General features: G+C 40.5%; 19 protein-coding genes. 6 read left to right on the plus strand and 13 right to left on the minus strand.

Going from position 1 to position 26,297, the window contains the following annotated elements; all coding sequences use genetic code 11:
- The first annotated feature begins 35 nt into the window (after positions 1-35).
- Entirely contained in the window at positions 36-563 is a 528-nt protein-coding gene (locus A5N88_RS13710; RefSeq protein WP_066266996.1) for a hypothetical protein, read from the plus strand.
- A 206-nt stretch (positions 564-769) separates the two neighbouring features.
- Here A5N88_RS13710 and A5N88_RS13715 read toward each other — a convergent pair whose 3' ends face one another.
- The 3 genes from A5N88_RS13715 to A5N88_RS13720 all read right to left on the minus strand — a co-directional run bounded on the left by A5N88_RS13715 (position 770) and on the right by A5N88_RS13720 (position 3,737).
- Positions 770-1,909, minus strand: a complete 1,140-nt coding sequence (locus A5N88_RS13715; RefSeq protein ID WP_066266999.1) for a DEAD/DEAH box helicase — start codon at positions 1,907-1,909, stop codon at positions 770-772.
- 69 nt (positions 1,910-1,978) lie between these two features.
- Positions 1,979-2,119, minus strand: a complete 141-nt coding sequence (locus A5N88_RS24970; RefSeq protein WP_157090678.1) for a hypothetical protein — start codon at positions 2,117-2,119, stop codon at positions 1,979-1,981.
- Between the two features lie 151 nt (positions 2,120-2,270).
- Entirely contained in the window at positions 2,271-3,737 is a 1,467-nt protein-coding gene (locus tag A5N88_RS13720; protein WP_066267002.1) for an amidase family protein, read from the minus strand.
- A gap of 222 nt (positions 3,738-3,959) precedes the next feature.
- Here A5N88_RS13720 and A5N88_RS13725 point away from each other — a divergent pair, with 222 nt between their 5' ends.
- Complete coding sequence (locus A5N88_RS13725; RefSeq protein WP_066267005.1) at positions 3,960-4,382, plus strand: pyridoxamine 5'-phosphate oxidase family protein; 423 nt, start codon at positions 3,960-3,962, stop codon at positions 4,380-4,382.
- A 170-nt stretch (positions 4,383-4,552) separates the two neighbouring features.
- Positions 4,553-4,999 carry a staygreen family protein gene (locus A5N88_RS13730; protein ID WP_066267010.1) on the plus strand — a complete coding sequence of 149 codons (447 nt, stop codon included), beginning with the start codon at positions 4,553-4,555 and terminating at the stop codon, positions 4,997-4,999.
- A gap of 697 nt (positions 5,000-5,696) precedes the next feature.
- Here A5N88_RS13730 and helD read toward each other — a convergent pair.
- The gene (helD, locus tag A5N88_RS13735) at positions 5,697-8,015 is read right to left on the minus strand and encodes an RNA polymerase recycling motor HelD (protein WP_066267012.1); all 2,319 of its coding nucleotides are present in this window, start codon (positions 8,013-8,015) and stop codon (positions 5,697-5,699) included.
- Positions 8,016-9,316: 1,301 nt separating this feature from the next.
- Positions 9,317-10,297 (minus strand): NAD(P)H-quinone oxidoreductase, encoded by a 981-nt coding sequence (locus A5N88_RS13745; protein ID WP_066267016.1) that lies wholly within the window; start codon positions 10,295-10,297, stop codon positions 9,317-9,319.
- Between the two features lie 423 nt (positions 10,298-10,720).
- Between A5N88_RS13745 and A5N88_RS13750 the strand changes: the two genes are divergently transcribed.
- Positions 10,721-11,047, plus strand: coding sequence for a YnfA family protein (locus A5N88_RS13750; RefSeq protein WP_066267018.1), 327 nt, complete (start codon positions 10,721-10,723; stop codon positions 11,045-11,047).
- Positions 11,048-11,501: 454 nt separating this feature from the next.
- Here A5N88_RS13750 and A5N88_RS13755 read toward each other — a convergent pair whose 3' ends face one another.
- Positions 11,502-13,550 (minus strand): bifunctional 2',3'-cyclic-nucleotide 2'-phosphodiesterase/3'-nucleotidase, encoded by a 2,049-nt coding sequence (locus tag A5N88_RS13755; protein ID WP_066267019.1) that lies wholly within the window; start codon positions 13,548-13,550, stop codon positions 11,502-11,504.
- A gap of 329 nt (positions 13,551-13,879) precedes the next feature.
- Here A5N88_RS13755 and A5N88_RS13760 point away from each other — a divergent pair, with 329 nt between their 5' ends.
- On the plus strand, positions 13,880-14,821 hold the full coding sequence (locus A5N88_RS13760; protein ID WP_066267021.1) for an aldose 1-epimerase: 942 nt from the start codon (positions 13,880-13,882) through the stop codon (positions 14,819-14,821).
- Between the two features lie 696 nt (positions 14,822-15,517).
- Here A5N88_RS13760 and A5N88_RS13765 read toward each other — a convergent pair.
- The 7 genes from A5N88_RS13765 to A5N88_RS13795 all read right to left on the minus strand — a co-directional run bounded on the left by A5N88_RS13765 (position 15,518) and on the right by A5N88_RS13795 (position 25,030).
- Entirely contained in the window at positions 15,518-16,342 is an 825-nt protein-coding gene (locus tag A5N88_RS13765; RefSeq protein ID WP_066267023.1) for a GNAT family N-acetyltransferase, read from the minus strand.
- A gap of 22 nt (positions 16,343-16,364) precedes the next feature.
- Positions 16,365-16,664 (minus strand): MafI2 family immunity protein, encoded by a 300-nt coding sequence (locus A5N88_RS13770; RefSeq protein WP_066267025.1) that lies wholly within the window; start codon positions 16,662-16,664, stop codon positions 16,365-16,367.
- A gap of 394 nt (positions 16,665-17,058) precedes the next feature.
- Positions 17,059-18,987 carry an endonuclease MutS2 gene (locus A5N88_RS13775; protein ID WP_066267027.1) on the minus strand — a complete coding sequence of 643 codons (1,929 nt, stop codon included), beginning with the start codon at positions 18,985-18,987 and terminating at the stop codon, positions 17,059-17,061.
- A gap of 683 nt (positions 18,988-19,670) precedes the next feature.
- Positions 19,671-20,789 carry an AbrB family transcriptional regulator gene (locus A5N88_RS13780; protein WP_083953160.1) on the minus strand — a complete coding sequence of 373 codons (1,119 nt, stop codon included), beginning with the start codon at positions 20,787-20,789 and terminating at the stop codon, positions 19,671-19,673.
- Between the two features lie 198 nt (positions 20,790-20,987).
- The gene (locus tag A5N88_RS13785) at positions 20,988-21,902 is read right to left on the minus strand and encodes a polysaccharide deacetylase family protein (RefSeq protein ID WP_066267030.1); all 915 of its coding nucleotides are present in this window, start codon (positions 21,900-21,902) and stop codon (positions 20,988-20,990) included.
- Between the two features lie 273 nt (positions 21,903-22,175).
- A complete protein-coding gene (locus tag A5N88_RS13790) occupies positions 22,176-23,654 on the minus strand; it encodes a bifunctional ADP-dependent NAD(P)H-hydrate dehydratase/NAD(P)H-hydrate epimerase (protein ID WP_066267032.1) in 1,479 nt (492 codons plus the stop codon).
- A 527-nt stretch (positions 23,655-24,181) separates the two neighbouring features.
- Positions 24,182-25,030 (minus strand): Cof-type HAD-IIB family hydrolase, encoded by an 849-nt coding sequence (locus A5N88_RS13795; RefSeq protein WP_066267037.1) that lies wholly within the window; start codon positions 25,028-25,030, stop codon positions 24,182-24,184.
- 302 nt (positions 25,031-25,332) lie between these two features.
- On the opposite strand from A5N88_RS13795, the gene A5N88_RS13800 reads away from it, so the two are divergent.
- The gene (locus A5N88_RS13800) at positions 25,333-26,082 is read left to right on the plus strand and encodes a DeoR/GlpR family DNA-binding transcription regulator (RefSeq protein ID WP_066267038.1); all 750 of its coding nucleotides are present in this window, start codon (positions 25,333-25,335) and stop codon (positions 26,080-26,082) included.
- The last annotated feature ends 215 nt before the right edge of the window (positions 26,083-26,297 follow it).

The following is a 26,297-nucleotide window of genomic DNA, read 5'->3' on the forward strand; positions in this document are numbered from 1 at the left end:
TGTAAGGTTTATAAGAGGTCTAAGGGGGTTTTTTCATGAGAAAAATAGGGTTACTAGCACTATGTCTTTCATTAATCGTGGCGTTTACGGCCGCATGTTCCAATGGAAGCAAAAAGCAAAGCAGTTCTGACACTTCTGCAAAGTCTGGACAAAAAGCAGATGCAAAGTCAGAATTGATGTCATTTTATATGAATTTAGTTGACAAAATTAATGCGCAAGACAGCGACTTAAATGCATACGAGTCCGCAATCGGGCAAGATCCTGCACCTACAGGACAGGCTCTTAAGGATCTGCAGACAAAAGCAGAAACCTCAGCATCTAATGTTGTCCCTGCTTTAAAAGACGTAACCGTTCCAGCATCTTTAAGCGCATACAAATCTGACTTAGAAACTACTATCAAGGATTTGCAGGACGGCTATCAAATGAAAGCGGATGAATTAAAAAAAGCCAAACCTTCACTAGATGCAGCCAATGCAAAATTAGCAGCTGCTGATGCAGCTCTTGGAAACGCATTTCAAAAAGCGGGTCTTCAAAAAGCAAGCATCGTAACAGGTGTTAGCTAATTCTTTCATTTAGGGTTATTCTAAAGAAGCAATCTTTCTCCGGATTGCTTCTTTATTTATATTTGGGAACCTTTTACCCCCAGCTTTGAAAATTCCCCTGTACATTTCCTCTCCAACTTAACATTGTATTTTAACTGAGCCAAACAATAAGCCGACAGCATTGTCGCTGGCAGCTTATTGTTCAATGCTATGCAGGAATGCAGAGTCTATCTAGGATCCACGATTTCCCCTGAATACCATGTTTTCTTATGAAGAGGATGATTCATTTCACGGGCAAACTGCTTAAGCTCTCTTTCTTCTCTTTCATTAACGAGGGAAACAACTGTACCTGAGTCTGACCCCAATCTTCCGGTCCTTCCTGAACGATGGACATATTGAGTGATGGTTTCTGGGAAATTATAATGAATAACATGCGTAATATCCTTGAGGTCCAATCCCCTTGCTGCTACATCTGTTGCCAAAAGCAGCGGAAGCTCCCCTGCCTCAAAGGCTTTTATGGCTTTTTTCCGTTCTTCTTTCTTTGCTTCACTATGAAGCTCTCCAGCGGGAATATCATGATACCGGAGCTTTTCAGCCAAACCGGTCAGCTCCCATATATCCTTTACAAATACCAGCCCATGCATATTTTTAAGCCTGCTGAGCTTTTTAAGTACATCTATTTTGTTTCGGGCTTCTCCTGTAAAATAAATGTGCTCAACCTTTGCTGACGAAGCAGATTTTGTTACATGAAACACTTCTGGGTTCTTCATAAGCTCGGATGCCTTTTGAATTGTTGCTTCTTTTAACGTAGCAGAGAAAAGAATTAACTGACGATCGCTTAAGGTGGATTTTATGATGCTCGAAATGGTGCGTTGATATTCAGGCAAGAGGAGCTGGTCTCCTTCATCAAGAACAATCATTTTCACATCATGCATTTTCAATTTTTTCTGCTTTATTAGCTCCTCAATTCTCCCTGGAGAACCGACAATTACCTGTGGACGTTTCTTAAGCTTTTCAAGCTGTCGTTTTACATTAGCTCCGCCAATCAGCGAGGTGCCCTGAATACCGCTTCCCTCTGACCATTTTTGAAACTCTTCATAGATTTGCATGACCAGCTCTCGGGATGGTGCAAGTATTAGAGCTTGCAGAGCTTTTTTCTCAGGATCTATTCTTTGCAGTAAAGGAAGGAGATAGGCAAGTGTTTTTCCTGTTCCGGTAGGTGATTCAGCCAAAACATCCTTTCCGTTTAGAATAGCTGGAATAGATTGCTCCTGAATATCTGTCAGCTGATCAAAATTTGCTTTTTCCCAGGCTGATTTTATAAAAGAATTGAATTCATTTTGTAAGAGTTGAGGTGTATCTGTCATAACGGATCTCCTTATTTTAAAAAATCTAGAAAAGGCTATTTACTCCGGCACTGCTTTAACATTAGGGGCTTAGCCTTGGATTTGCTTGTAATATTTCAACACAGCTAGAAGGTGTACAGTAAATGCTGCAGATGGCGGTCCATCCGTCTCAGGAAACTCATCCATTTGCTTTATGCTTCCACTAAAAACCTCTTCTAAACCCTGCTTCAATCTATCATTTCATAATCATACACCAATCAACATTGAATTGACAGTTCTCCATTGAAACTGCTTTTCAGGCTGAAGGGGTTTGTACTATTTTTATCCTAGGCTGTTTTCGGGTTCTTTCCTGATCTTTACTTTGTTGATCTTCACCCTATTCTTATAATTCTGGAGCATGTCTATGCTTTGTTGCCTGCTCATAAGCATATGCCAGTTTAATTAATAGTGGTTCACTGAAGGCTGTTCCCGTAAAAGTGATGCCAATGGGCTCCCCGGCATGAGTATATCCCGCAGGCACTGTAATAGAAGGATAACCTGCTTTGGCTGCAATATCTGCTCCCAAATCATGAGGAAAAATAAGAGCATCTGCCTTAAGTTCTTTTAATACATAGTCAATACCTCTTTCCCTTGAAAAATACACATCTTCTTCAAGCGCTTCTATGTATTCTTTTTCAACTAAATTCCCGCTTGTCCGCTCTGCTTCTTGCAGCATTTTCTGTCCATACTTTAGCATGCGTTCAGGATTTTGAAGGTTAAACTGAATGACATCTGACAGTGAGCGAATGCCAACAGAAGGATCAATTCCCCGCAAGTAAGCATTCACATCGGTCTTAAATTCATAGGTTAAAACATCATAACGCCATTTTTCCTTTGCCGATGGGATAACTGCCTCCTCTATCTCCGCACCTAATTCTTTTAGCTTTTTAATGGCATTCTCCATTATAACGGTTTGTTCTTGTGTTAAATGCTCAAAATATCCTTCTCTTGCAATTCCAAGCTTTACTCCTTTTGCACTGTACTCCTCAAATCCCATAAGGATGTCCTCATGGCATATCGGGTTTGTAAGAGTAATGGGATCTTGCTCATCAGCTCCCATCATTGCTGCAAGCAGCAATGCCGCATCCTTAACTGTTCGCGCCATAGGACCTGCAGTATCCTGGGATTGGGCGATTGGAATGATCCCGCTTCTGCTGATGAGTCCAATAGTTGGTTTAATTCCAACAAGCGAATTCTGCACCGCAGGATTTAGGATAGAGCCTGATGTTTCTGTTCCCACTGCTGCCGCTGCTAGATTCGCCGCAGTCGATGCACCTGAACCTGCACTTGAACCGCCGACATCAAAGGAACCCGGCCCATATGGATTTAACACCTGTCCTCCTCTAGAACTATAGCCATTTTTCATGTCTTCTGCCATAAAGTTGGCCCACTCAGTCATGTTTGTTTTACCTAAAATAACGGCTCCGGCCCTTCTCAGCTGCTTTGCCACATAGGAATCCTTTAGAGCAACTGAATGAGCCAGTGCAAGAGAACCGGCACTCGTATGCATTTTATCGTGGGTATCAATGTTATCCTTTAGCAGGATAGGGATTCCGTGAAGCGGCCCTCTTGGCCCTTTGCTTTTACGTTCCCAATCCAAAGCCTCTGCAATGTGGACTGCATCTGGATTTATTTCTAAAACGGAGTTGAGTTTAGGTCCGCCGCTGTCAATCGATGCAATTCTGTACAGATACATCATCACAAGCTGTCTTGATGTAAGCTCGCCTGCATTCATTTTGTCCTGAAGCTCATCAATTGCAGCTTCCACCAGGTGTTCATTATAAAAAGTAAATAAAAAAGGATCTTTCATTTATTTATTCCCTCTTCCCTATTCGCTGGTTTATTACCTTATAAATTCGGGACGGTAAAAAAATCACCTCTAAACTTTCATAATTTTCTTGGTTTCAAAAGAATGAAAACCGAAAAAATGAAAATCTGCTTCCTTTTCTTAATTTCAACTCCGATTACAGTGTTTTTTCCTTTTTCAAATAGGGAATAGTAAAGACATGATGAATGGAAAAGGAGAGATAACATGAACAAGCAGGAGATTAAAGATCAAGTGTTGAAAATACTGAATGAAAACAAAGTCGGTACTCTCGCTACGGTACAAAATGACAAGCCACACTCCCGTTACATGACATTCTTCCATGAGGGTACAACCTTGTATTCTGCAACCAGCAAAGAAACCCACAAAGTAGAAGAACTCGAAAAAAACCCTCATGTCCATATATTGCTTGGCTATGTTGGAGAAGGACTAGGCGATTCCTATCTTGAAATCGAAGGGAAAGCTTCTTTAAACGACTCAGAGGACATTAAGAAAAAAGTTTGGAATGATTATCTGGCACCTTGGTTTGATGGACCCGAAGATCCCAATTATATCGTTCTTGAGATCAAGCCTTCACAGGTTCACCTTATGAATGTTAAGAACAAAGAGCCGCAAACACTTGAATTATAGCTTCGAACAGGCGCAAGAGCCCTGCTCAACGGCGTACGGATTTCGCTTTCTTCGACTGAAACACAGCGAGTTCCGAAAAGGATGTTCCGATTATTAAAGGGACATCCTTTTTGTTTTTCCTAAGGACACCTTTGGATCTTCAACGTCATACCCTGACAGGAGGGATGAAAATGAAAATAGTAAACCCAGAAAAGGTCCATGTGGAGTACCGTAATCGCATTACTCCGATATCGCCTATTCTTTCGCGGCGCTATACCCTTACTCATTCAGATACAACTGGAGATCTTTTTCTCACATTAGGTGAGGATTATGCCTTGGATAAGATTCCATCCAATCGCGACGAGGTATTAGGGGAATGGATCTATGATGGCAGCTATTCCTATTATGCGAAAGTTCATGTAGATGATCCTGTAAGTCCTGAAAACAACCAAAAACGGAATCAAATTTTTATAAAGGAGCTGCCACTTGCCTTACAGACTATCCGATATGGTGACAATTCTTTTTTCCGCTCGCACTCCTTCTTAGATTTAGTCCCTATTCGTATTTACTTTGAATCAGTTGATCCTTCATTAAATAGAATCGAGTATTGGGGAAATTTTTCAAACTATCGGAGTTGATTTTTTTATAGCACTCTTTTCGTAAAGTTTGATACTATTCACCATAATGAACGATTAAGATAACAGGTCATGTATTAAAACTGTTATTTGCTTATGAGAAAGATGTGACGAGGAAAAAAACATATATATCTAAAATACCGTAAAAAACAACAGAGTACTTTAACAAATTTTAAATAAAAGAGTTTTATTTTTTCTCAATAATGGTAAATCCCTAAAATCACATATCTATTTACCTATGTAAATATGGTTATTTTTACCTAAAACGTGACAGAAATATTTCTCATTTAATTATAATCTTTTCTTCATGAAACTCTCTTTTTTATCCGATAATATTATCAGTGTTACAGGGACAAGCTTACTACAAACCCCTTGCCAAACAATGGTCCCCTCCGTTGTTTGGCTAACCTCCTTTTTTATACCCAAGTCCGATCCGGCCATTGTGCCGGATTTTTTGTGTTATCCATTCTTATGGCTTTCAAACTTATCTGTATTTTCTATATCCACTACCAGTAAGATAAGTGCAAACACCTTGTTCATCATCTAAGGGCTTTTATAGTCTTTAACTAGGATATAGTACATAGGGCGAGGTCATTCACAAGCTGATACTGACTTATCGGAGACGTAGAATTCCGCCAGCATTTTTATACTCATCATTAAAAAGAGCCATTTGCTATAATGCTGCAAACGGCTCTTTTTATTATCGTATAGGCTCGTTCATTGTTTCTGTCACATCAAATAAATCAGGCTTTAAATAATCAAGCAAAAAGACAGAAGGGCTGTTTCCGAAAAAGGCCAGCCGGTGGAGAGGACGCGTCATCGCCACATACAAAAGCTTTATATCGATCTCCTCTGCCTCAAACTGTTCTGCTACTGATGAGATAATGACTGCATCAAATTCAAGTCCCTTGGACAAATGAGAGCTGACAATGACGACCTCATCCTTATTTATTTCTTCATTTTCTTTCAGACATTGTACCCTGAGATTTGAATATTGCTCAAAATACTTTGTTAGCTTTATACATTCTTCTTTCGTCTTCCCTATAACAGCAACGGTTTTCATTCCTTCTTCATACAATTGATTTATATAATTGGTAATAGACGCGATCATGTTTTCATTGGATCCCGCAAAATAGAATATTGGTTTTTTTCCATGCCTCACAACAGGCTCCACCACCGGAAGCTCCAGCTTTAAAAGCTTCAGCAGGTCGTTTGCTGTATTCATAATTTCAACCGTAGTACGATAGCTTTTCTGAAGCGTTTTATAGCTGGCTCTTGGAAAAATCTCATCCAGAACAATCCCCCAGTCCTTAATGCCCCGGTAGGAGTGGATTCCCTGTGCCAAATCTCCGACAATGGTAAACATATCCGTGTCAAGCGCACTCTTAAGGGCATAAAGCTGAAAATAGCTGTAATCCTGCGCCTCATCAATCACTATGTTTTTCACATGAAGCTCCTGGGAAATTCCATATATTTTCGCTTGCAGATAAAGGAGGGCTGCTAAATCCTCCATTTCATATAAGCGACTTTGGCTAAGGGAAATCTGGTGGCTGCAGAAAAACTCAATTTGCTCTTCATCCAACAAATCTGCAGCATACTTCCCAAAGATTTCACGATTTGTCACCAGCTCTTTGTAATAATAAAACAAGTCATGCTTTGGAAAATGCTTCATGTAGTCATTAACGGATGACCTTATGGCTTTTTTTAATTCCTGCAGCTCCTCCACTTTCTTATCGAGAGCTTTCGATACAAAAAGTTTCCGTTTTTCGGCATCTCCCTTGCTGTAAAGCGCCCTGTCGAGCTTAGCATCATAAAAGTTTGTCATCTTCTCAATCATTTGCTTTTTATCTGTTCGTACATGATTTTGCAAAACCCTTTTCACTTTATCAAGTCTCCGGTAATAAGGCAGATATTGATATTCATACTGAATGAGTTTGCGCAGTTTTTTGGCACTGTACACCCGAAACTTCGATACATAGAAGTCTTCTTTAGGAAGCATTGTTCCTAAAATATCCAAAAGATAGCGATCCACAATGTCCCTGAAGCGAAGGGAGCTTTTAAAGTCTGTCAGCCATTTCATTTTCTCTGGTTCTTTTAAATCTCTGTTAATAAAAGCAAGCAGCTTTTCTTCCGGATGCTTTAATTTTATATTTTTTCCGATACACGCTTTTACATAATCAATAAAGGTTGTTTGTAGAATATTCTCTACACCTAGCTCCGGCAGGACTTCGGATATGTAATCAATAAATAAACGGTTTGGTGCAAGGATCATTAGATCATGGGGATTGAAACGCTCAGCATACGTATAAATGAAATATGATAAACGATGCAGGGCAATCGTCGTCTTTCCGCTTCCCGCAGCTCCTTGAACAATGATCGGTTTATTCAGGTCAGCTCGTATAATATTATTCTGCTCTTCTTGAATGGTAGACACGATTTCCGTCAGGCGGTTGCTTGCGCTCTCCGAGAGGGACATTTGCAGAAGCTCGTCAGTGGTCGTTAAATCTATATCTCTTATTTCTTCCAGTTGACCGTCTTCAATAATATACTGTCTTTTTAAAGAGAGATATCCGTTATATTCCTCACCTTCTGCTTCATATGATACGTCACCCAGACGGCCATCATAATACAAATTGGCTACGGGTGACCTCCAGTCTACTATGATCGGCTGCTGTGTCTCCTTATCAAAAAGTGAAACCTTCCCAATATAAAGTATTTCCTTTTGATGGGTTTCAGCCCGTTCATAATCAATCCGTGCAAAGTAAGGCTTTCCATAAAATTTCTTTAGCTTTTTTACTTCCTCGGACGTTCTTCTAAGCAAGTTGGAATTGGTCAGCATACTCATATAGCTCATACTGCTTTCAGCCAGCTCAATTCCTTCTAATGCTTCTTTTAGCTGATCGCGAAAGGTTGCTTCATCAGACTCGGAAGCCTTAATGACGATTTCCATGTACTTCCGGGTGAAATCCAGTCTTTCTGCTTCTTCCTCGTAGTCCTGATGCTTCAGCTTTTCCTCCATTAAGTTTTTCCCCCTTTTCATTGGGCTTGAACGACAGAAAAAGCCATGAATACAGCTTGGAATTCATGACTTTCATATTAAATGAACCTTTTAAAGAGCATTTATCAAATTATGTAAAAACAAAAGACGTATTTGTGATTATAATCGATTTTGAGGAAAAAGTCTAATTATTTTGGGATTTTATTTAGAAAAGCGGAAGCGCCTTGCTTATCGGCGTATGGATTCCGTAGTCTTTGACTGAGATAAAGGAAACACTGCGAGGGACGAGCTGATGTTGACTTATCGCAGGGAGAAGACGGAGAAATCCACTAGCCGATAGGCGCGGGAGCTGGACAGAGAAAAGCGGAAGCGCCTTATTCATCGGCGCACGGATTCCGTAGTCTGCGACTGAGATAAAGGAAACACTGCGAGGGATGAGCTGATGTTGACTTATCGCAGGGAGAACACCGAGCAATCCACTAGCCGATCGGCGCTGGAGCTGGACCGAGAAAAGCGGAAGCGCCTTGTTCATCGGCGTATGGATTCCGTAGTCTTTGACTGAGATAAAGGAAACACTGCGAGGGACGAGCTGATGTTGACTTATCGCAGGGAGAAGTCCTGCTGGTTGATTTCCGCTTCAGGCACTCGCTTTCCGCGGGCAGTCGGGGAGCCTCCTCGTCGCAAGCTCCTGCGGGGTCTCCCCTAACTTGCTTTTCCCGCAGGAGTCTCGCACTTTCGCTTCAATCAACTTTGGGTTTTATTCTGTTCGTGGATTTTACTCATATTTGAGTAGCGCTCCGTTCTTCCTGCCGGTTGATTTCCTCTGCCGACATTCTCTTTCCACGGACAGTACGGGTGTCTCCTCGTCGCACTCTCCTGCAGAGTCTCCCATTAACCCTCTTTTCCCGCAGGAGTCTCGTGCCTTTCGCTTCAATCAACTTTGGGTTTTATTCTGCTCGAGGCTTTTACTCATATTTGAGTAGCGCTCTGTTCGTTCTGACGGTTCAATTCCACTGCCGGCATTCTCTTTCTAAGCACAGTTCGGAAGTCTTCTCGTCGCAAGCTCCTACGGGGTCTCCCATAACTTGCTTATCCCGCAAGCGTCTCGTGCCTTCCGTTCCAACCAACTTTGGATTTAATTCTACCCGGGGATATTACTCATATTTGAGTAGCGCTCCGTTCTTCCTGCCGGCATTCTCTTTCCACGGACGGTGCGGGAGTCTCCTCTTCTCTGCTCTCCTGTGGGGTACCCTTAACTCGCTTTCCCCGCAAGAATCTCGCGTATTTGTTCAACTCAATACTGAGCTTTAGCAGAGTCTTTTTTAGAAATCCATTCGCAAAACGATTTTGCCTTTGTTGAGATTGTTCTGCATTTTATCATGTGCTTCGTTTACTTCATGTATGTCCCAAACGGAATCAATAATCGGCTTTAACCGGCCTTCTTCAAAGAGTGCCAAGGAGAAATCAGTGAATTTCTTTGTAAGTTCAATCTTTTGGTCCTGGGATTGCGACCGGAGAGTACTCCCGATGAGGCTTATGCGCTTCATCATCAGCTGCATAATATTAAACCCTTCTATTTTGCCGCCTCCCATGGTGCCAATAAAAATAATTTTCCCATCCTTTGAAACCGACTCGAGATTTCTCTCATAATAAGAGGCGCCTACAAAATCCAATATCAAATTGACGCCATTCCCATTAGTATACTCTTTTACCTTGTCAGAAAAAGAGTCCGTACGGTAATTAATACCGTAGTCCGCTCCAAGCTTTGCACAAAAATCAAGCTTATCCTGGCTTCCTGCAGTAACAATTGATTTAGCCCCAGCTTCTCTTACAAGCTGGATAGCAGCAGTCCCAACACCACTTGCACCTGCATGAATGAGGACATTTTGTCCTTGCTTCAGCCCGCCCAAAACAAATAAATTTAAATAAGCTGTGAGAAAGACTTCTGGAATAGCAGCGGCTTCCTCATATGAAAACCTCTCGGGAATTCGTATAGCCATTTCTGCTGGAATAACTACTTCCTCGGCATAGCCTCCGCCTGGAAGCAGGGCACATATCCGATCTCCTGGCTCCCAGCCTTTCACAGAAGGTCCCACCTCTTTTATCATTCCTGCCATTTCAAGACCCAGTATGGGCGAGGCGCCCTCAGGAGGAGGATACTGGCCTAGCTTTTGGAGCAAATCAGCACGATTAATAGCAGTGGCTTTTACACTGACTCTCAGTTCTCCCTCTCCTAATACAGTGTTTTCGTATTCACCAATTGACAGCTTCTTCGTCTGTTCATCTACAAGTACGGCTTTCATGACGAAACCTCCTTAATTTTTCCTTGGATTATATTAAAAAGTAGAAAATATCGCTATAATAAGTAATACAATAGTTGAATCAAGGGTGGCCGGCTTGCTCTCTTTTTAATCGAGAAGGGGTGATGCCGATTGTCAGTATATGAAGCATTGATGTTTTCAGTTGCTTTTGCGTCACTGATTGTGGCAATACTGTCATTTAATAAAAAATAATCCACCCTTGAGTTAGCGGCTCTTCCGGGTGGATTCTGTCTCCTGTATTGCCGGCCCCCAGAGGGAAACGACTATTGTACAACCGTTGATGTTCAAAGCATCAGCGGTTTTTACTATTATATGATATTATCGTATGTCTATCCATACCATACCACAAAAGTTCAACATTATTCCAATTGAACGATTCAATAAGACAGAAAGAGGGTGAACACAGTGGCTCTTACCCTGTTATTATTCATTATTGCCGGATTAGCTGAAATTGGCGGCGGTTACCTGGTTTGGCTGTGGCTCAGAGAATCAAAACCTTTTTGGTTCGGCCTATCAGGAAGCGGCATCTTAATTTTATACGGCATTATCCCTACACTTCAGAGCTATCCGAATTTCGGGAGAGTGTATGCTGCATACGGCGGAATTTTTATTCTTCTGGCTGTTCTGTGGGGCTGGCTGGTGGATCGGAAAACCCCCGACCTTTTTGATTGGCTTGGTGCAGCGATTTGTTTAATCGGAGTAGCTGTTATGCTTTGGGCCCCGCGTTCTTGAAAAGGAAAGCGGGAAGCGGCTTATTATGCCTCCCCCCACTTATCTTAGCTTAATTATAGGTTACTATAACCGTATATGACTGAATGGTCGCATTACCAAATACATCTCTTACTTTAAAATAGTATTTACCTTTCGTTAAATGAATCGGCATCATTTTAGCTCTTCTATTATAAAGTAAATTACCATAAATAGGATATGTTTGTTTATTATTTATTCCAATAATTGTTTTCTATCTGGCATCTAGAAGAACGTAAGAGGTGAGAAAATCAACAAGGGAGCCCTTCATTTATTAGGGTATTTTCGCATAGATTGCAGCTTTTCGTACATTGATTAAATACGTAATTCTGTTAGTCGCCTGAGTATCTTTTCGCAAAGCATTTAAAAGTGTGTTTTTTAAACATTTTGTTTCATTTTTAGCACTTATAGCTATAAAGTTTACGAAAATAGCCTTTGATTATTTATCCTTTCCCTTTGAGTCTGGATGCTTCTTTTGTGCCTTTGGCTTTAACGTATAAATTCCCCAGCGCCCTGTGTCATCTGATTTTGTTTTCTTGAATGTAATCCGGGACTTCTTTTTGAGCATTTTTTTGCCCTTTAATGCTGATTTAAAGACAACCTGTATGTTTTCATTCAGCGGCTGGATTCTCCAATTTCCATCTGCTTTCGGCTCCACTCTTCCTTCTCCCTTTACGTACGCACTGATGGCCTTCCTGACCTCCATATTCGTGTTAATCAAAATAGGGGGCTTAGATTGTTTAAATCCTGGAAAATTCCCTCCGCCATTCGTCCGATAGCTGTTGGTGATTACAAGGAAACGCTGATTCTGCTTAAATGGCCTGCCATCTGCTCTCCTGAGATGACTAATTCTATTTGCCTGTTTATTGATGAGTGTACCGTCCCACTTATATTTAGGCGGCTTGAGTATGTCGATTTCATATTTCAGCCCTTCGATTACATCAAAGTTATACGACTGAAACTGCTGGTTGATTAATTCCTGAGCTTTTTTGGATTTCAAATCCATTTGATTAAATTGAGAAGCCGACATTTCCAGCCATTCCTTTATCTGGTCACCCGTCATTTGTACTACCTTTATCGTATTGTTAGCAGGATATAGATCGCCGGCAGAGTTGAGAGTCATTTCTCCCTTTGGTATATAAGTAAAATCATTAGAACCGTGTACACCTGATTTTATCGGGGCTACAGCAGACAGCAAGGGAACATTTTCATAGACGGGTTGAAGAGCTTGAATGTAATTTTTAATGTACCAGGTTTGGGCATCTGACACGAGCTGCAATGAAGGAGTATCCTCTATTCTTGAAAAAAAACTGCTTAAAGGCACTCTTGTATGGCCAATTTTATTACGGGAAAAACGGATGGCCTTTATATGGTCCTTTTCCGCTGCTTTTAAGACAGAACGATCCGGCTTGGCAAGCGGCTCGCGTTGTTGATAGTCATAAATCTTTCGAACAAAAGAATGGGAGGATACAATATTCCATCTTCCATTTACCCGGGCTAAATTCATGTCGATAATGCCAAGACTGTTCCCCCAGTACCCTGCTTCTACTGCAGCAACGTTATTAATCCTTCCATTTTTATTATCCACTCCCTTTATTCCCTTAAATCCTGGTGAACCCGGAAAAAAACGATGGATATGGCCAAATAGAATAGCATCAATCCCTCTTACCTTGCTTAATTGGTAAACAGAATACTCAGGGTTATTTTTTTCCCTTTGCGGGGTATCCAGTCCCGTATGGGCAAGCGCGACAATAATATCCGCTCCGGCTTTTTTCAATTCGGGCACTATTTCATTAGCCGTTTCCGCTATGCCTTTCGCTTTAATCATCCCAGTTAGTATCCTCCTATCCCACCGCATGATAATTGGGGTCGTAAATCCAATAACTCCTACCTTTAGGACAGCAGTCCTTCCATCCTCTGTCTTTACTTTTTTGGGAATGATCATATAGGGACGAAACAAATGAACATCATTATGGGGATCACTGTCATGGTCGTCCAAATATATATTGGCATTTACATAAGGAAAGTCAGCTGTATCCAGTGCCTTTTTTAAAAATTTCAGCCCGTAATTAAACTCATGATTGCCAACAGTAGCTGCATCATAATGCATTTTGTTCATCGCGCGGAACACAGGATGAGTATAGCCGCCCCACAACCCCTTCACCTTTGCCATATAATCTGCAAGAGGGTTTCCTTGTATCAGATCACCGCTGTCAAAAAGCATGGTGTTACTGGCTTCCCGCCTTGCTTTTTTAATCAGGGTAGCCGTCTTGGCAAACCCAAATTCGTTGGTGGTAACATTTTTATAATAATCGTAATTGACAATTTGATCATGAAGATCGGTTGTTTCTAATATTCTCAAGTTTACCTGTTCTGGAGTATCATTGGATATCTTTGCGTTCGTTGAGGAGGTATAGGGAGGCAGAACCATTGCAATTAGTATGGCAGCAGCGGGCAGCAAGGTTTTTTTTCCAAAAAAGAGCTTCACCTGATGATCACCTTCCAATACCTTTATTGTAAAAGCCCTGGTTTAAACAGCTGGTTCCAAACAGAATTAATGGTGATAGATTGCCCTTACTCGCTAAAAATATCCTTCAGCTCTGGAAAGCATGAGGAGTGAAAGAAAAAATTGCCAGAAAAACAGAGTTTGTTTTGATTGAAGATGGTTTAATAAGGATTCTCACGTATTCGCATGAACCGAGGTTTGCAGAAAAATATCATATTTTATTTTTCACTTGAGTTTATTACTTTGATTACAGGGAATTTTTTTGTAACATAATAAATTGGTAGCTTTTTTAACCATTGGAGGAATGATCTATGGCAATAAGTAAAATTACATTTTTAGAAGAAGATGCTTACCAGCTCGAAAACGACCGTTTTAAGGCCACCCTTATACCAGGTCAGGGAAGCAATTTAATTTCTTTATTTGATAAAGAGAATCAGCAGGAATTATTAAGAACCCCGAAAACACGGCAGGAATACATGGAAAGAAGAATGCTTTACGGCACACCCGTCCTCTTCCCGCCAAACCGCATTGAAGATGCCCGCTTTGAATTCGAAGGCAGGGAATATCACCTGGAGATGAATCGCACAAAAGAAAATGTGCACATCCACGGCTTTGTCCACGATAAGCAATGGAAGGTTACAGAACAGAACAATGAGGAAAATTATATCATTACAGAAATCAACTCTGCTGATTATAAGGAGATTCTACAGCAATTCCCACACGAATTTGTGCTGCGCATGAAAATCAGTCTAACGGAAACAGGGCTGAAACAGCAGCTTTTCATTAAAAATTTGAGCGAATTGGATATGCCTGCCGGACTTGGATATCATACTACCTTCTTTTTTCCCATCGCACAATCACAGCTTTCCATTAATATTCATGAAAAATGGGAACTAAATCAGCGACATCTTCCTACAGGCAAAATGCTTAAGGTTGAGAACACGGATGAATTTAAAAACGGCATCCTTCTTAAAGGAAAACAGCTGGATGATGTGTATCCAATGCTTGACCGTAGCGCTACTATTCTACATCCTGAATTCGGGCTCAAACTGAATTATACTGTAAGTGATAACTTTAAGCATTGGGTGCTTTTTACATCATCCGGAACCGAAGACTTCCTTGCAATTGAGCCATATTCCTGGGTAACAAACGCTCCCAACCTGGACCTGCCGGCTGAAAAAACAGGAATGCTGAGCATAAAATCAAATCAAGAAGTCGAATTCCATACGGAAATCAAAGTGAACAAGCTTTAACCAGCAAGCTTTGTCCCACTTTAAATCGCAATCATAGTACTTTACTAAAAACGAAAAAAGCAAGAAGATGGACCCTTGGATAGAACGGACCTTCTCCTTGCTTTTTTATAAAATGCACTTCATCGGGCTGGGCTCATGAAGACTTTTCTCTTTGGCGTTTATCAAGTTTTGGCCTTCATCACCCTTATGAAGGCCTTTTCCCTTTCTCTTTTTCCAAGTTTTGGCCTTCATCACCCTTATGAAGGACTTTCCTCTTTCTCTTTTTCAAGTTTTGGACTTCATCTCGCTTATGAAGGACTTTTTTCTCTCTCTTTTTTCCTGTTTTGGCCTTCATCACCTTTATAAAGGACGATTCCCTTTTTCTTTTTCCAAGTTTTGGCCTTCATCACCCTTATGAAGGACTTTTCCCTTTCTCTTTTTCCAAGTTTCAGCCTTCATCACCCTTATGAAGGACTTTTTTCTATCTGTTTTTCTGCGTTAAGTTCCTTATTCTTTTAAAGAACCTTCTTCTAAGCTTTCATTCAGATGCAAACAGACCAAAAAAGGCAAGCTTTCACTTGTTTTTTGGTCTCAGCTCAGCAAATTTGCTTATTGGCTCTTTACGCATACATTGTTGCTTTTCATACGCTAAACAATTCCTTCTTTAGACAGTCATCGGGACTTCTTTTTTATAGCAACAAAGTTTCCCAGAAGGGTCTAGCTATTTTGAATTTCTGTAATGCTTCTACCACTATAATAAGCATGCTTCATTTTTAGATTTCCTGCATTTTCGAATCCATATCTTTGATAAACCTTTGCTACACGGTCATTAATAGGGTGTACCCACAGCTTCTCATATCCGCTGTTTTTCACTTCTTTTTGAATAAAGCTGATCAGTTCCCCTATCAGACCTTTTCCGCGAAAAGCCTTTAAGGTAGCCACTGTTTCAAGCCGGGCAATATGATTAGAAGCAAAAATACAGGCCGTTGCACAGGCTGTCCCTTTATAGCGCAAAAGGTAGTGAGTAAAGGCGGGATGGCTGTATTCTTCCGGAAATGATTTTTCTCTGACTGCGCGTCCTCCCAGCTCATCAATACTGCATTCTATTTCCAGCGCCTCGTGAAAATTATGATCGCCTACCCGTTCAATTACAACATCTTCTCTGCATTGCTGCTTCAGCTGCAGCCCATTCCATAATTGGACGGGACTTTCCAGCTCCTCTACTTTAAATCCCTTTTCCTCCAGGGCAGAAAAAAGATTCTGCTGTTCTTCAAGGTTATAAATATAAAAGCGGGGCACGAGATTTTTAGACGTATAAAAATCAAGCACTTCATCAATCATTTCTCCCGGGTTTTCATTTATCTTATCTACATGGGCATGATTGGCATCAAAATAAACCGGCTGTTCCACATTATAGAAAAGAGTGCCCCATGGCCTTTCTAAACGGTTTGTAAAACTGGCAAGATACTCAAAATCAAGCTCTAATATGTCTTGTAGATTTATTTGTGCCTCTCCTATTCCTGGCAATGGCTGTGTTTGCATTCTTTAGACAGCAATGCCAGATTTAATCATTTTCCTCCCAGCGAAGAAAAATCCAATAATCCAAAGCTTCAATACGAAATGAAGAGGGAATAAAAATATATTCCTCTTTTATATGCTGAATAGAAGGAAATTCCGCCATAATCCGGTTTAAAGCTAAACTTAAAAGGGTCTTTTCCTTTTCTGTAGGCTGATCGTCAAAATAAGCCCTCCAAACAAGAGTATTGTATTCTTCACCTACAGTCAGGCCGCGAAGCTTTTTAGGAATTGCACCTAAAAGAGCCTGATGAGAACTGAAAATAAACTGTTTTCGATCTATGGACATGCCATTCACCTATCAATTAGATTTTTAGTTTGGCTGTTTTCGCATGGATAGTTGCTTTTCGTATAATGAGTATGTTCTTATTTAGTCAGTCATTCTAGGTACCTTTTGTTTGCAAAATGAAGCTAGTATACTATCGCAACAATGCTTACGAAATGAGCCTTATTCTTTTATTAGTTCTTTCCCATGCAGATAAAATCCTCTATTCACTTACTATTTAATCAAGGCTGTTTTCGCATCTATAGTTGCTTTTTTACAATGTAAGACAACTATTTATTTCGTTAGCAAGTTTTGGGTTTATTGTTTTAATACATATAGCAACTGATAGTAATGCTAGATAGCCCTTCCTATCGATGAGGGAGAAAGGATCCCGTCAGGAAGGACTCTTCTTTATTTTTTATTCCTGGCTTTCCCTATCAATTACCAGCCCCTCAACATGTTTCTTTTCCATCAGGGCTTTCGTTTTTCGATTTTCCTTTGTTTCAAAAATAATATCAAAGTCATAATCTGCCGGATATAATTCTGCTGCTGTAATATAAAGCTTTAATCGCTTATGGTTGTATGTTCTTTTTTCTCCCTGTACTTGAACAATGTAATTTCCTGCTTCATCAGGGCCTTTATAAATAATGCCAAATTCACCGGTTGAAGGGATGGCTACATTATCTCCCTGACTAAAACTGTTCGCTTTAGGACGATGATTCTTCTTATTCCTCCTGGCATAGCGGTTAATCGCGATTTGCTGTTCCAATTCTCGTATTTTTCCAGGGTCTGTTTCACCAAACGTAAAAATCTTCTCCTCTTTGTACGTAATGCGATAAGCCTCCTGAATAATACTCGGATGGATCCCCAGCTTTAGAGCGATGGCAAATGCCTGGCTTTCCCCGCCTTTTCCAATGATTAGCCGATATGTCGGTTTAAGCGTTTCAAGGTCAAATTCCATAGAGCCATTCATAAATCCTTCGGTCTGCTCAGCAAATTCTTTAATTTCACTATAATGAGTGGTTGCGAGGATTGTTGCCCCTTTTCGGTAAAATTGCTGAAGGAGCGCTGTTGCGAGCCCCATACCTTCAGCCGGATCTGTACCGGATCCGAGTTCATCCAGGATGACTAGGCTATGGTCATTCGCATCTTTTAGAATAGAAATGATGTTTCTAATATGAGAACTGAAGGTACTCAAGCTTTGTTCAATGCTTTGCCCATCTCCAATGTCCACTAAAATATGCTGGAACACACAGATATGGCTTCCGTCAGCTACCGGAATATGAAGGCCGGATTGAACCATTAGGGTTAACAAGCCAACTGTTTTAATTCCTACAGTTTTCCCTCCTGTATTAGGACCCGTTATGACAAGGGCATAATAATCTTTGCCCAATTCAAGATTAAGCGGAACAGCATTGGATCCCAGTAAAGGGTGCTTTGCCTGTTTTAAACAAATATAATGGTCTTCGTTGATTTCCACACCTCTCCCATCAATTGATAGGCTGTATTTTGCTTTTGCAAAAAGAATATCGTAATGAATCATAGTCTCAATGGAAAGACGTATTGATTCTTGTTTTTCTTCCACTAACCCTGTTAAATAGATCAGAATTTTTTCAACTTCCAATTCTTCCGCTGACTTTAATAACTGGAGCTGTTCCTGATAAGGAATGACTTCTTCCGGTTCAACATAAATGGTAGAACCGGATGCTGAAGTATCCAGGACCGTCCCTTTAATTTTTCCTTTATATTCTTTTTTCACTGGAATCACGTAGCGGCCACTTCTTTCACTGACAATTGCATCCTGCAAATAGGGTTTATATTTTGCCGATTTTAGAAATTGGTACACCTTCTCCTTCAAGCGATCATCCAGAATGGAGATCTGTTTACGGATTTTGCTCAGCTCCTTACTTGCATAGTCATCCACCCCTCCATTACGGATACATCTTTCAATTTCCTCAAGCAGTGACGGCAGCTCCTCTATTACGTATACATAGGCCGCGACGCGTGGAGCTATGGACTCTTTGTCTTTCATAAATCTCTTAATCTTCGTGCAGGTATGCAGAAAATCCGCCAGTTTACGAAAATGCTCGGGACGTAAGGCGGCGCCTTTATTCAGCATAGAGAGAATAATTTCGATTCCATTTAACGCTGAAATGGGTACACTTGAACTTTTTTTCATAATGGCAGCTGCTTCCGTCACTTCATCCAGCCATGAACGAATTTGCCCTAGGTTTTGAGAAGGTGTTAGATTTAGTATGCTGTTTTTTCCTGAATCTGTTAAAGCAAACTGCGATGCCTCTTCTTTAATTCGATTAAATTCTAGAACTGTCATTGTTTTTTGATTCAATGTTTTTTCCTCCAATTGTAAATTTTAAAAGGTTTTATAAGCTAAGGCTTGATCCACTGTGATTGGTGCAAGTATGCGAGGCTCCTTTTAATAATGTGGTTAAGGGCGACACCGCACGCTTCTGAAGGCTCCTGAAGTGTGAAATAAACAGGCAGGATTTTCAAAGCCTTTGAATAAAAAAAGCTGCGATGAACAAAATCCATCGCAGCCAAAATAGATCACCGATTCTTATGTATCCATATTGGAAACAGAACAACGGATCAAATGTGTACCACATTTGTGTGACCAATGTTTTTAGCCTGTTTTCTTTTATGGACATAAAAAAGCTGTGCCTACGAGACACAGCTTTTTAGATTCGGATCATCTATGTGCTATGAAATCGTCCTTAACTATCATTCCTCTCATTTTGGCATAGCCAAATAAACATTTACTCCTGCGTTTTTTTGCAGAGAACGTCCGAAAGAATGACCGTATAAAATTACGAATTAGTTAAGAACGACACCTAACATACAACATACTCCTTTACAAGGAAAGATAAATAACTGATTTATTTGATTTATGGAACTATAACATTACTGTATTTCATTAAGCAAGATATTGTCAATAGCATTTCACTTTAGTCCTCTAAAGGGGTCTGACCCCTTTAGAGCTTTAACGCAAAAAAGTACAGTTTCACTCTACTTTTAAGCCCTTCTTTCTTTGTTCATTTGCCTCATCATGAAACGGCGTTTGAACAGCCATTTCATGACCGGGGGAACAGCAAACAAGATAAAGAAGATCCTGAACATTTGATAGCCCGTAATCATGGATAAATCAGCATGGAGCTCATGGGCAACAATCCCCATTTGATCCATTCCGCCAGGAGCCGTACTAAGAAAGCTTGAAACGGATGAAGCATGATAGAATGCTATAAGAATAAAGCTTAGAACCCATGACATGGCAATCAGCACCAGCCCGCTAAGCAGGGCAAACAATACAGCCCGCGTCTTATTGTGGAGCTGTTCAGGCTTCATCATCAATCCGATATACCCTCCCATTAAAAACTGGGATACATCCAGAAGCAGCGAGGGTATCTGCGGACCGTGAACACCCGCTATACTAAGGATTGCAGTTGCAATAATAGGTCCCAGCAAAAAGGGTGTAGGAAGCTTTATATTTTTGCCGATATTTGCAAGGAGAATGGCTGCCACTGCAAAAATAAGGATATTGGGAAACAGATCCCCCCAGCTGGCTGCTGTTATATGAATAATACTTCCACTCCCATCCTTCACACCATTTCCAAAAAGTGAGCTAAAAACTAAAAGCGGAACAAAAAAGATAATCATAATCAGCCTGGTAACCTGAAAAAAAGTCACTACTGTCAGTTCGACTCCTGGTGTCTCTTCTGCAAGGATGATCATTTGTGACAAGCCTCCCGGTGTGCTTCCAAGCAAGAGTGTAGGATAATCAATCCCAGTCATTTTAGAAACAACCCATGCAAATAAAGCGCTCAGCACTAGTGTGAGCACTGTCATCAAAAGCATGGAAGGCAGCTGCCGCCCCATTTGGATCAGTGCATTAACCGTAAGCGATAGTCCAATCGTATACCCTACAACAATTAATCCGCTATTCCTAAGATACGCTGGCCAATACAGCTTAACTTTTACCAAACGTGATCCAATCAGAACCGCTGTCATAGGTCCTAATAGCCAGGGAAGAGGAATATGGAGAAGTAAAAACACCAGTCCGCCAATAAGAGCAATGATGGCTGTCAACATCCAGCGAATCAGCAACTGATCTTGTTGTATCGAAACTTTTCTCATAATAAAACCTTCTTTTTAATAAATAAATGACTTATAAAATAATGGTAGGTCAACTTCTGTAAAAAAACAATACATACACATCATTTTATTTCGATTTACGAAATCTTCTCTTTCTATACTAGTATAATTCAAGATACTTGGGTAAGGCACCGCTCTATACGCAAAAAAAGCAGGATCAAATAGATCCCGCTGCGATCTTTATACGTGTTTTGTACTTTTTAGAGCCTGAGCTCCAGATGTTCCTATTCCGTAAATTTCCATGAGCCGTGCAAATGCAGGCAGTGTCATGCCTGGTGAAATCCGTACACGGTGAAGAGTCAGCATTCCCTCATCGGAAGCTGCCGAACCTGGCTCGGTTGTCACGGCCATCTTATAACCAGCTGCTTTTGCAATAGCTAAAGTTTCATTATTGTAGCGTCCCGATGGATAAGCAAGCATAATGGTGTTTTGCTTGAACATCTTATCAAACAGGACCTTAGAATGGTCTAGTTCAAATTCCTGCTGTTTGGCAGGCAAAGAGTTTAAATCCAGATGGCTGATCGTGTGGCTCTCGATTGATATATCGTGCTGAGACATGTCCAGCATTTGCTTTTCTGATAAATGAGTTTTATATCCGATAGCCTTACCAATCATAAAGATTGTTGCTTTCATCCCATACTTTTTTAAAATTGGATAAGCAACAGTATAATTGTCTTTATAACCATCATCAAAAGTAATTAGTACAATTTTTTTACTTGGCTCTTTATTTTCAGTTAGAACAGTCAAAGCTTCTTCCGGTGACAGTGTATAATATCCATTGTCCTTCAGCCATTTCATTTCCTGTTGGAACTGTTCTTTTGGAACGCGTAAACTATTTCCGGAAGAAATACTGTGAAACATTAAAATAGGAATATGCACAGGCGTATTTGTTTTGCTCCATCCTGTCGTATCCACCGATTCTTTCGCAGTATTCATATAATGTATCTGGTCTGTATTTATATTTGTACGCATTTTTGACGGTTTTGGCAATTGGCTTGATGCATCTGTCTGCTTAACACTTGCATCCTTCATGCAGCCTGATAAAACCGTGCCGGCCAAAAGCACTGTCAAAAGTGCTCTCCCACGTTTCTTCATCGGGTTTCCCTCTCTTTCAGTCCCTATTATAGCTGAAAAGCAACTATGAAATATACTTATATTTTGTCTAAATTCGTTCTATTTAGGTGAGAAATTTGTTCTATGTTGACATGTATATTATGGAAGGGAATTCCCGTTAGATCAGTAAAAGGCTTTCTTACGAATACCGTTAGAGGATTTAACATAATGTGACTAACTTAATGATAAAAATTCATTAAATAGTCATTGCGGTTCGCTCCATGCTGTTTTTTACTGCTGTAATCTTGTTTCTTATTAAAGGGTTTTTAGTACATCCTCTTCATCCATTCCTCTTTCAAAGCGGTGGCAAACCTCGGGAAGAAGCCTTGCAAAATCATGGGCAGCGAGGGTTTGGGCACCATGTTTTTCTATCCATACATCGGAGCATAAACCATGTATAAACACTGCATTTGCCAAAGCAGCTTTTCCGTCTGCATGATTGCCAAGGCTGGACAGAAGAATCCCCGTCAGAGTATCACCCGTTCCTCCCTTTGCTAAACTGGCATTCCCTGTTGTATTAACATAGCCGCTGCCATCTGGGTAAGCGATAACGGTATATTCACCTTTTAACACAACATGGACCTTGTGATGCTGTGCAAATTTGCTGGCAAGTTCTATTCGATTCGATTGAATCTCTTTTGAAGGTTTTTCAAGCAAACGTGAAAATTCACCTGGATGCGGTGTTAAAATAACAGGCTCAGAACGTTCTGGGTATTCCCTTTTCATCAAAGCCCCTGCATCAAGAATAAGAGGCACATCCTTTTCTAAAAGTGTCGATATACACTGTTCCAGCTTTTCATTGGGATGAAGGCCCGGTCCCATAGCAACCGCAGAATACATTTTTTCCAAGTCATCCTGAACAAGCTCATCCCTTTCCAGAAAAGTAAAGGTAGCTTCCGGTACAAATGAACTAATCACAGCTGATGCATGTCGGGTAGTAGAAACCATCAACTTCCCAATGCCAAATCGGATTGCACCTATCGAGCATAACGCCGCACTACCTGGCATATCGTCGCTTCCAGCAATCAACAGGCCAGTGCCAAATGTTCCTTTATGTGCATTTGCTCCCCTTTTCAGCCAATTCTTTTTCACATCCGCCTCTGTCCAAATTCTCCAATTAGTTGTGTGCGAAAGCCCAATCTCGACCACTTCTGCTATTCCGTAATACTCAGAAGATGGAAAAAGAAAACAGGACGGCTTAAATCCATGAATAGCAAATGTATAATCAGCCTTTATCACGCTCTCATCTGCATCGCCTGTATCAGAAGCGACTCCTGTTGGAAGATCGACGGAAATCACTTTGCTCTCTTGCGTCCGGATCCATCCAAGCGTATCCTTTAAATCGCCTCTTACCGGTAGCTGGCTTCCTGCACCCAACAGGCAATCAATAATCCAGTCATATTTTTTATTTTTATCGAAAGGGGCTATCTCAAATCCGCAGGCTTTAAAATGCGTCAAATGCTGTAATGATTCCTTTGTTTTTGGCTCACCTATAGGAAAAATAAGCTCGGCTGAGTAGCCGTTTTGTTTCAAATACCGGGTCAGTACGATTCCATCCCCTCCGTTATTTCCTTTTCCAGCAAGTACAGCAATGGCTTCACCTTTCTTGCAAATAGCGGATATTTTCCTGAAGAGTCCACTCCCAGCATTCTCCATTAATGCAAAAGGCAGCATTCCCTGTTGCTCTGCAATGGCATCTACTTCCTTTATTTGTTTACTGGTGTAAATATGCATGATTAGCCCCTCTCTTTTTAATAGATCTCATTAATATTCTTGTTTATCCTACCTTCTTTTCATTCCCATATTAAAGGCGGAATAGGCATGATTCTAATAGAAAGGTGCTCAAAAGCGTAGGAATTCCAGAGTCTCCGACTGAGATAATGGAAATTCTACGAGAATGTTCATGGGATAAAACGGAGAAATCCGCTAGCCGATAAGTGCTGGAAATACATTGGATAACTTCATTATTTAAGGCTCTTTTCGTAAACTTTGTTGCTATTTTACACAAAAAAATAATGAAATTCACAGGCTTTCTAGTAAATCTGTAAATTGCTTACGATTAGATGCCGCAAAGAAGAACAAAATACGGATCTATTTTTTGGATATAAAACAACAATCCCTGCGAGAACAGCCTTATTTAATCAAAATTTTTTAGTTATCCTATAAAAAAAACAGCGGAAGTGATCCGCTGTTTTATAAGAATTAAATTTTGTTTAAAAAAGGATCTATCCTTTTGCGATTTGGAAGCTCATTTCGAAGGATCAAGCAACGACCAGCTGCTCAAGGGCGTAGGCTACGCCATCTTCATTATTACACTTTGTTATCATGTCTGATTGCTCTTTAATGGACGGATGCGCGTTTTCCATCGCAATCCTAAGTCCTGTTGATTGAAACATAGAATAATCATTCATGCTGTCTCCAATAGCAACGGTATCAGGAAGGGCAATTCCAAGAAGGTCATATAGATAATAAATGGCCTTGCCTTTACTTACGCCCATGTTCGTAAATTCCACATTGTATGGACAGGATGATGTAATGGTCATATTTTTGTTTGAAAACTGGCTGTGAAGTTCTGAAAGCATCCCTCCATTAAAAGAAAATACGAGCACCTTTAAAGGAGGCAGGTCCTGATTCATTAAAAATTGCGAGATATTTTCCATTTCAAGAATATGGCGCTGATTAAGCTGGCGTTCCGCATATTCCTGCCTTTTCGGATCATTTCCTTTAGTATGATACTGCCTCAATTCTTTCACCAGTCTTGAGGATGCGTCTTTAGGAGTGAGAATGCAGCCTTCAATGTATACCTCAAAGTATAAGTGCCTTTCTTCGGCAAATTCTATAATCGCTCTTGACTGTTCAAGCTTTAAAGGCCTGCTATATATTTTGTCTCCATCTGCTGTATTAATTTGTGCACCGTTCGAACTGATAATGGGAAGTTTAAGTCCATACTCATTTATTAAATGCTTGGCATCCTGATAGGATCTTCCTGTTGAGATAAAGATATTAAAGCCATTTCTTTTTGATTCCTTAAGGACGTTTATTGTGCAGGCTGATATTTCGCCTTCATTGTTCAATAATGTTCCATCCAAATCAATAAAGACATGTTTCATCTTACACTTCTCCTTTATCATAAGTTTTTTCTCATCTTACTCCCTATATCACGCGAAGTCAATTAAAAACAAGAAAAAACAATTACAAACAAATAATTAATTATGCATCAAATAAACAAATAAACGTCTTTGTTTATTCACTTTGCAAGTCTTATATATCCTATTACTCAATCAACATCGGGTCAAAGTCAATGTTTCGCTTAAAAAATACCTTTGCATAAATTAAATCGTGCAAAAACAATTAAAAATAAGAACACAAGGTTTATAATAAGATTAAGAATACAGAAAAGGTGTGAAGTAACATGCTGCGAGAGGACAGGCAGGACCAAATCCTCCATCTTTTAAATACAAAGGGAAAAGTCATCGCCTCTGAGCTTTGCGAGGAATTAAATGTCTCAGAGGATACGATACGCAGAGACCTGAGGGAATTAAGCGCCCGCGGTCTCATCAGAAGAGTGCATGGCGGTGCACTTCCTATTGCTCCGTCACATACTAAATACGAAGAACGTGAACATGTATTAGTCGAGGAAAAAAAGTTGGTGGCAAAAAAAGCCGCTTCCTTAATAAAGAACGGGCAGCTTATCCTTCTGGATGGAAGCACAACCGCCAGCCATATGGTTCAATATTTCCCCGCTGATTTGCAGTGCACCGTTATTACCAACAGCCCGCGTATTGCTTTATCGCTCAGCTCCTTTGAAAAGGTTGATACTATTATGATTGGGGGAGCCATCTTTAAAAACTCAGAGGTATGCACCGGCTCATTAGCTATCGAGGCATTATCCCGTTTTAGACCTGATATCTGTTTCCTGGGGATTTACTGTATCCACCCTGACGAAGGAATTACCGATCTCGACCTGGAGGAAGCCTATATGAAGCAGAAGATGATTGAAATATCCTCACAGGTTGCTGGGCTTGTTACCACAAATAAGCTGGACCGATTATCAGAATATATGGTTACTAAAACCGACTCGCTTACCCACTTAATCACAGAGCTGGATCCTTCATGCCAAAGGCTCAGCAAATATAAAACCGGAAGCATCACCGTCCTGTAGCTGTCAGGCCGGTGATGTTCGCTTTAGTGGGTTAAAGTCTATCTAATCTTAACGGTTTCTTTACATAATCTTAATATTAAAAGGCTTAAATGGAGATATAAGATTAGGCAAAAAGAACCACTAACTCCATGATTTACCACATAAAAACAGACTGGCTTTTTGCTCCCTACCAAAACGTTAAAGCGAGGAAAAACAACTTGATCAAATTAACCAGG

Source organism: Heyndrickxia acidicola (assembly GCF_001636425.1).
GTDB classification, from domain to species: domain Bacteria; phylum Bacillota; class Bacilli; order Bacillales; family Bacillaceae_C; genus Bacillus_AE; species Bacillus_AE acidicola.

Excerpts from the sequence above, each read along its gene's own strand:
- A5N88_RS13710 (WP_066266996.1), top strand. The coding sequence starts at position 36 with ATGAGAAAAATAGGGTTACTAGCACTATGTCTTTCATTAATCGTGGCG.
- A5N88_RS13715 (WP_066266999.1), bottom strand. The coding sequence starts at position 1,909 with ATGACAGATACACCTCAACTCTTACAAAATGAATTCAATTCTTTTATA.
- A5N88_RS13720 (WP_066267002.1), bottom strand. The coding sequence starts at position 3,737 with ATGAAAGATCCTTTTTTATTTACTTTTTATAATGAACACCTGGTGGAA.
- A5N88_RS13725 (WP_066267005.1), top strand. The coding sequence starts at position 3,960 with ATGAACAAGCAGGAGATTAAAGATCAAGTGTTGAAAATACTGAATGAA.
- A5N88_RS13730 (WP_066267010.1), top strand. The coding sequence starts at position 4,553 with ATGAAAATAGTAAACCCAGAAAAGGTCCATGTGGAGTACCGTAATCGC.
- helD (WP_066267012.1), bottom strand. The coding sequence starts at position 8,015 with ATGGAGGAAAAGCTGAAGCATCAGGACTACGAGGAAGAAGCAGAAAGA.
- A5N88_RS13745 (WP_066267016.1), bottom strand. The coding sequence starts at position 10,297 with ATGAAAGCCGTACTTGTAGATGAACAGACGAAGAAGCTGTCAATTGGT.
- A5N88_RS13760 (WP_066267021.1), top strand. The coding sequence starts at position 13,880 with ATGGCAATAAGTAAAATTACATTTTTAGAAGAAGATGCTTACCAGCTC.
- A5N88_RS13765 (WP_066267023.1), bottom strand. The coding sequence starts at position 16,342 with ATGCAAACACAGCCATTGCCAGGAATAGGAGAGGCACAAATAAATCTA.
- A5N88_RS13770 (WP_066267025.1), bottom strand. The coding sequence starts at position 16,664 with ATGTCCATAGATCGAAAACAGTTTATTTTCAGTTCTCATCAGGCTCTT.
- A5N88_RS13780 (WP_083953160.1), bottom strand. The coding sequence starts at position 20,789 with ATGAGAAAAGTTTCGATACAACAAGATCAGTTGCTGATTCGCTGGATG.
- A5N88_RS13785 (WP_066267030.1), bottom strand. The coding sequence starts at position 21,902 with ATGAAGAAACGTGGGAGAGCACTTTTGACAGTGCTTTTGGCCGGCACG.
- A5N88_RS13790 (WP_066267032.1), bottom strand. The coding sequence starts at position 23,654 with ATGCATATTTACACCAGTAAACAAATAAAGGAAGTAGATGCCATTGCA.
- A5N88_RS13795 (WP_066267037.1), bottom strand. The coding sequence starts at position 25,030 with ATGAAACATGTCTTTATTGATTTGGATGGAACATTATTGAACAATGAA.
- A5N88_RS13800 (WP_066267038.1), top strand. The coding sequence starts at position 25,333 with ATGCTGCGAGAGGACAGGCAGGACCAAATCCTCCATCTTTTAAATACA.